Source organism: Dellaglioa sp. BT-FLS60 (assembly GCF_054941065.1).
Window position 1 is genome coordinate 52471 of sequence record NZ_JBSOLI010000028.1, and the last position, 6387, is coordinate 58857.

General features: G+C 33.8%; 7 protein-coding genes. All 7 read right to left on the reverse strand.

Annotated features, from left to right (window positions below; genetic code table 11):
* Positions 1–225 precede the first annotated feature (225 nt).
* The 7 genes from ACVQ8P_RS02050 to ACVQ8P_RS02080 all read right to left on the reverse strand — a co-directional run bounded on the left by ACVQ8P_RS02050 (position 226) and on the right by ACVQ8P_RS02080 (position 6153).
* Positions 226–822, reverse strand: coding sequence for a hypothetical protein (locus ACVQ8P_RS02050; protein ID WP_462297235.1), 597 nt, complete (start codon positions 820–822; stop codon positions 226–228).
* 124 nt (positions 823–946) lie between these two features.
* Positions 947–1717, reverse strand: coding sequence for an ABC transporter permease (locus tag ACVQ8P_RS02055; protein WP_462297237.1), 771 nt, complete (start codon positions 1715–1717; stop codon positions 947–949).
* Positions 1717–2613, reverse strand: coding sequence for an ABC transporter ATP-binding protein (locus ACVQ8P_RS02060; protein ID WP_462297248.1), 897 nt, complete (start codon positions 2611–2613; stop codon positions 1717–1719). Before ACVQ8P_RS02060 ends, ACVQ8P_RS02055 begins: the two co-directional genes overlap by 1 nt.
* Before the next feature lie 144 nt (positions 2614–2757).
* The gene (locus tag ACVQ8P_RS02065; protein WP_462297239.1) at positions 2758–3783 is read right to left on the reverse strand and encodes a hypothetical protein; all 1026 of its coding nucleotides are present in this window, start codon (positions 3781–3783) and stop codon (positions 2758–2760) included.
* Between the two features lie 34 nt (positions 3784–3817).
* The gene (locus ACVQ8P_RS02070; protein ID WP_462297241.1) at positions 3818–4885 is read right to left on the reverse strand and encodes a hypothetical protein; all 1068 of its coding nucleotides are present in this window, start codon (positions 4883–4885) and stop codon (positions 3818–3820) included.
* Positions 4885–5778: an ATP-binding cassette domain-containing protein gene (locus tag ACVQ8P_RS02075; RefSeq protein ID WP_462297243.1), complete on the reverse strand. Its 894-nt coding sequence runs from the start codon at positions 5776–5778 to the stop codon at positions 4885–4887. The genes ACVQ8P_RS02070 and ACVQ8P_RS02075 overlap by 1 nt, the downstream gene beginning before the upstream one ends.
* Before the next feature lie 3 nt (positions 5779–5781).
* Positions 5782–6153 carry a GntR family transcriptional regulator gene (locus ACVQ8P_RS02080; protein WP_462297245.1) on the reverse strand — a complete coding sequence of 124 codons (372 nt, stop codon included), beginning with the start codon at positions 6151–6153 and terminating at the stop codon, positions 5782–5784.
* Positions 6154–6387 lie beyond the last annotated feature (234 nt).

The following is a 6387-nucleotide window of genomic DNA, read 5'->3' on the forward strand; positions in this document are numbered from 1 at the left end:
ACCGTTCTCCCCATTGTCCGTAAGTTTATTTATCTATAATATCACGTTAATAGAAATAAATCGTATCAATAAAAGGGGGAGTACTCACAATTTATGACATTATTTCCAAAAAGGTTGTTAACAACTTAATTTCAGGCGACACCCATTTCCAACAGATATAACCATAATTTATCACTGATAGCCCTTACATTAATTTATACCATGGATAACTATTAGATTTTTAGCCTAATCAAGCCCATTTTCTGTCAAAAATGCCATAAATTGGTCTGTACATGTTTCTATATAATCATCTATCGCTTTCTTTGAAATTAACTGAGATGTTGTGATTTGTGATTTGTCTAAAAAATCTGAATTTAAATCATTAATGATTTCTGGTATATCAGCATCTACTATTTCAGTGACTCCTGTCACAATTGATGGGACATTACCAATAGGTTTCAGCTGATATTTTTCGATCAGTTTACGATTAAAAAAATGAAAATCTAAATAAAATTTCTTTAGCGCTTGATCTTTAGTATCTGCTTTATTTTCAAGAATAACCCTTTTGTAAATCGTTTTTAGCCATATCTCATCAGAGATTAAGTGTAAGTAGTAGCCAAGTTTAAAAGGACTCAATTCCTTACCATATTCACTCAAAAAAATATCAGGGAACATATCATGTTCGCCGTCTGCTCTTATTTTCATAAAATGCGTTAATTCTTTGGGTGTTTTTGAATTTTTATTGACATCTGGCGCAATACTCCCAATCAAAAAATCAAGTCCAAGATTAGTTTGATTAGAAATATGATTAGCTATCGCATAGTGCATCATTCTTGATCCCATAATTATCTCCTTAATCATTAATAATAACCTTATTGTAGGTCCACGTTTTGTTTAAGTAAAGCGGTTGCATTTGTTTGTTAAATAAAAAAGCAACATCAAATTTATCATTTGACGTTGCTCTTATTTAGACATTTTTACGTTTGAAAACTAGGTAGCCTAAGAATAAGAATATGACCGCATAGCCTAAGTTACCCCAAATTAATTGCTCAGTTGATAACTTCGTCAATGCTTCATATGCTTTTCCAAGTGATAATTGATTGCTTAAATTCATCATGTTAATGGGGTTCCACTTCATCCAATCCCACTTGGCAATTGCTAGCACTTGGATGCTTGAAACAATCGATGTTAAAAAGTAAAAACCAACCCCAGCAGCAATTGATGCGCCAGAACTATTAAAGGCACTAGCCAACAATAACACTAAACTGATAATGAGCCATAAGTTAACAAAATTACCTGTCAGTAATGTCATTAAAGCATGGACAGCCGTTTGATCTCCCACTTTTGATGATAATGAAAAGTTAGGTAGAAATAGTAATTTTGCCACAATTGCAGCAACAAAAAGCAACACATTAAGATAAATTGAATAGAGAAAAACAGTTAGCCATTTACTTGCTAAAACAGCCCCTCGTGAGTATTTCCGATAGAGCAAATCTTTAATCGTCCCAAATTGTGACTCCATAGCAACAACTGTACTAGCAGTTGCAATCATAATAAGGAAAAGTAAGAATATTGCCCCGAAGCCTTGCACGAAAAGACCTTTAGCATCAAAAATGGTTGGATTCATTTTTGTGACAATTGCTAATCCAAAAATAAAAATAACAAGTAAAGCTGAAATAATTGGTGTTGATCTCTTTTTTAATAACTTGAATAGTTCTTGTTTAACCAAGGTTACCATTAGGCTTTACCTCCATCTTTTTGATCTAATAAATTGAGTAACGATTCTTCCATATCATTTTCTTGATGTCTCACATCATTAATTTGTATTTTATTATCGTAAAGAACTTGGATAATAGCGGCTAAGTTATCCTCGTCATTCATTTTAATCTTGACTGACCGATCAACTTGTAATTCATAGTTGGCAGCTTTGAGAATTTCTTTAGCCTTTTCATTTTCTGTTGTTGTTAACAAAACGTAATGATTATGCCCTTCATTCAATTCCTCAGCAGACATCACTTGAATAATTTTACCTTTATTTAAAATGATAAAATGGTCAACAATTTTTTCTAATTCACCTAGAATATGGCTTGAGATTAGGAATGATGTCCCACGTTTTGATAATTTCAAGACGAGTTCACGCACATCTCGTGTTGCTTGAGGATCAAGGCCATTCATTGGTTCGTCCAAAATAATTAATCTTGGTCTGTTTAATATGGCCAACGCAATCCCTAATTTTTGTTTCATCCCTAATGAATATGATTTTGCTTTACGATTGATATACGAGGTCATATGCAAATCGGCAACAATTTCATCTAATTCTTCTTTTGTATTCTTCTCAGAGAATAATTTCAAATGGTCATAGCCACTTAAAAATGGATAAATGCCAGGATACTCAATTAAAGCCCCGACCTCTTCTAGCGCTTGGTGGCTTGTCGTTGATACGATTTTACCATCAATTGTAATTTCTCCTGTTTGGTAACTAACCAAACCAAGAATTGATTTCATAATTGTTGTCTTACCAGCACCGTTAGCACCAACAAGTCCAACTATCTCACCTTCTGAAATTTTAAAATCAATTCCTTTAAGGACTGTCTTTTTGCCAAAATTTTTAGTCAAATTATTTATCGTTAACATTTCTTTCAAGTTGAATCCCTCCCAATAGTTGTTCTTTTATTTCTATAAATGGTAGTTTAGCATAACTCTCTTGTCATACATACTAACAAGTTTGTAAGGTCAAAATAAGACCCTATTCGTTTTGAATAGGATCTTATTTAATCATTAGGCTTTATTTTTTGAAAAAATTCGTTGTAATTTTTGTTCCACACTTTGTGGACGGAAAATAACGATATACGCAGTGATAAATGCTATGATGCCAGAAATGATTGTGCCCCAGATAATAGTCTTCAAATCATTTGTTTCTGAAAAAAGTGAAAAACCAATCACAAAAGCAACATAACCTGTAGTTACAATCAGCGCAGGTATCTTTAAATAATCAAATTGCAGGTACGGATTATTGTGTTCTAAGGATAATTTGTTAAAATAATAGGCCGCAATGAGCCAAGTCATTACCCCTAAAATGAGATAGATCCCGGCCTCATTCCAGGCAGACGTGGTCGGATTATAAATTGATTGTTCAATCAGAACAGTTGAACCAAGAAATCCAAAAGTTGTTAATATAGCCAACAACTCCGGACGTACTAAAATACCTATAACTAAGCCCACACCATATAACGCCATTAATGGCGCCAACGATTGAAGCATTAATATCAACATACGCATTTGCGATACTTTCATGTATTCACTAGGTATCGCAACTTTTATTGCCACAATATTAATGATTGAACAAACGACAATTGATAGAAACGCCGTTCCAAAGATGAGACCCACCTTTCGCCAAAAAATACCTCTTCTGGAAAATGGGCTTGAAAATAGAAATTCATTATAATTTGTTTTTAAATCATATAAATTAGTAAAAAGACCCAAGACTACCAGACCAAGCCCACAAAATAACATAAATGAATTGCTATTAAAATCTATTTCTTCGTAGGTTGCACCCATTTCCTGTTGATATTTTTGATATGCTGCTTGATCTAATGAGCCCACTGGTTCATGTTCTTCTTTTGCATCTGCTTTTGTCTCTGCTACAAATGTTTGATAAGTCGAATCTCTTTCATTGCTTCTTTTCATATCTATTGTGCTGCTTGTCGTTGCCAAGGCCATTCCAATAACTGCTCCTATGATTAATGCGATAAAAGCCGTATATCTTCGCCAAATGAGCTTATTTAGCCTTTTATTTACTGTCATAATATCTACCTCTCAGCTTTTTATAGTGATTATACTAGCGACGCTTTGAAAAAATAGTTCGGACGTTTTGCCAGATGTTTTGAGGACGATAAATGACAAGATAACCAATAATCAACGTTATAACACCACTAATTAAACCCGTTCTTATCATCTCACCCATTGTTTCATAGCCACGACCTTGTGCCCCATAAATCAACCCAATATAGATAGTTACAAAAATAAGTAATGGTTTTTTCAGATAATTAAACTGCAAGTAAGGGCCCTCTTGCTCTAATGATAGTTTTTCAAAGAAATAAGCGGCTGCCCACATCATTAACCCAGCTGAAATAACAAGGATAACCAAGGGGAGTTGCACATTTAAAAATCTGTGACTTGCACTTGATGCTGCTGAGTAATCAAGAAAATTTTCTGGTCCATTCCTTAAAAAGTTATTCGTAAATAAAACACAAGTTCCAAGGAACCCAAGTGCTGTTAATACTGCAGCTAGAACTCCATTCACTAAAACACCCACAATCGTTCCAACCGCATAAACAGCAAGAATGATTACCAGATCAACTATTATATCCCATGCAATAAACAAACTTGAGATGTAAAAGAAATGACTTGAGATTAGCATCTTAGCTATTAAAACATCCGCTAACATGCTAATAAGTAAAGAAACAAATGTTACTCCTAACAGTAACCCCATTTTTTTCAAAAAATAACGTTGTCTTGAAAAACCACTCGAAAAAATAAATTCATTAAATTTTGTCTGTAAATCATATAAACTTGTAAACAGTCCTACGCCCACTACCAAAAAAATAAAGACGGTAAACGTACCATTGCCTGCTGCAAGGGTGAATGAATCATTATATCCCAATCCCTTTTGATAGTCTCTATATTCTGCTTGACTCAAGTCAGGTTTCACTTTATTTTCTTTCGCATACGATTTAGCGTCTGAAACAAAATGTTGATAGGTTGTCGTTTTTTCTGCTTCTTTTACGGCATTAATAGAACTAACCGTACTGAACAGCGAAAAACCAACAATTAACAGCACAATCAATGCCACAAACCATTTATACCTCTGCCAAACAATTTGATTCAATCTTTTATTTGCTGTCATTATTTTTCACCTTCAGCATTTTCTTTAGCCGACAGACTTGCTCGGAATAAATCTTCTAAAGTTAAAGGTAATTCTTCGAATAAGGCTGGCTTTTCAGCTTTAATTTGAGCTTCAAGGTCATCTGAATAATGTTCAAATAAAACCGTGACAACCCGTCCTTGAATACTAATTGCGCGACTATTTTCTTTTATAAATGCTGGAATTTCTATTGATTTAAAAACTAATTGCACTTTACGTGCCTCAGAACGTGTATCTTCTAAACGATAGTCGCTGACAATATGAGTTCCTTTTAACACAATTGCGCGATCAATAAGGCGATCCAACTCTTCTAGATTATGTGAAGAAATCAGCACGCTACGTTGATCTTCAGCGACAGCATCGATAATAATCTGGAAAACTTGCTTACGCACAATCACATCTAAGCCATCTAAAGGTTCATCTAAAATAACATAAGGGGCACCTGTTGAAAAAGCTAAAATAATATTAAATAACCCTTGCATCCCTTTAGAAAATTGACGATATTTCGTTTGTCTAGGTAACTCATATTCTGCGACCCAAGTATCATATTTTTGACGATTAAATGTCTGATAAGCTAATTCGTAGAATGCCGCAATCTTATCTATTGTATAGCCATCAAAAAAGTTATTCTGTGTGTCCAAATAAAAGAGTTTTTCTTTCAATGCTAAATCTTCTTTAACCCATTGATCATCTATTAAAATATCGCCTTTATCTGGTGTATATTGGCCAGAGATTGATCGGAATAAAGTTGTTTTACCAACCCCATTACGTCCAATGAGACCCACTATTTCTCCAGGAACTAGGCTAATATTAATGTTCTTCAATATTTCTTTGTCACCAATTTTTTCTGATAAATTTTTAATTTCAAATCCCATAGCTTAGTCCTCCTTTTTAAAATATGCTGTAATCCAACTTTGAATCTCAGCTTCCTGTACGCCGAGATAGGTCACTTCTTTAATCGCATCTAATAATCCATCACGAATTTTTTGAATTTGTCGTTCATCACGATTATCCTCATTATTAGCTTTGACATACGTACCACGACCCTTAACCGTAACAATCACATCCTGCGATTCAAGAACTTTATACGCTTTACTGACTGTGTTTGGATTCATCTCATGGATTTTGGCCATTTCTCGGACTGATGGTAATTTATCATCGGTTTGTAAAATACCTTTGAATATATCTTCTTTAATACCTGATATTAATTGTTCATAAAATGGTTTACTACTTGTTTTATTAATTTGCATTTATCTCACCTCTATCATGTGTACTATTATACATAGTGTACTATTATACATAGTACACGAATTTAATACAACCCCTAAATACAAAAAAAGAGAGACTAACAAATTGTGGCTCTACAATATTTGTTGTTGGTGATAGAAAATCTATCACTGGCGGCAATTTTTTTATATAATAATACAAAAAAGGGAACTTCGTTTCCTTTAATGGCCAGCCAGCCCAAAAGAAAGAGGTTCCCT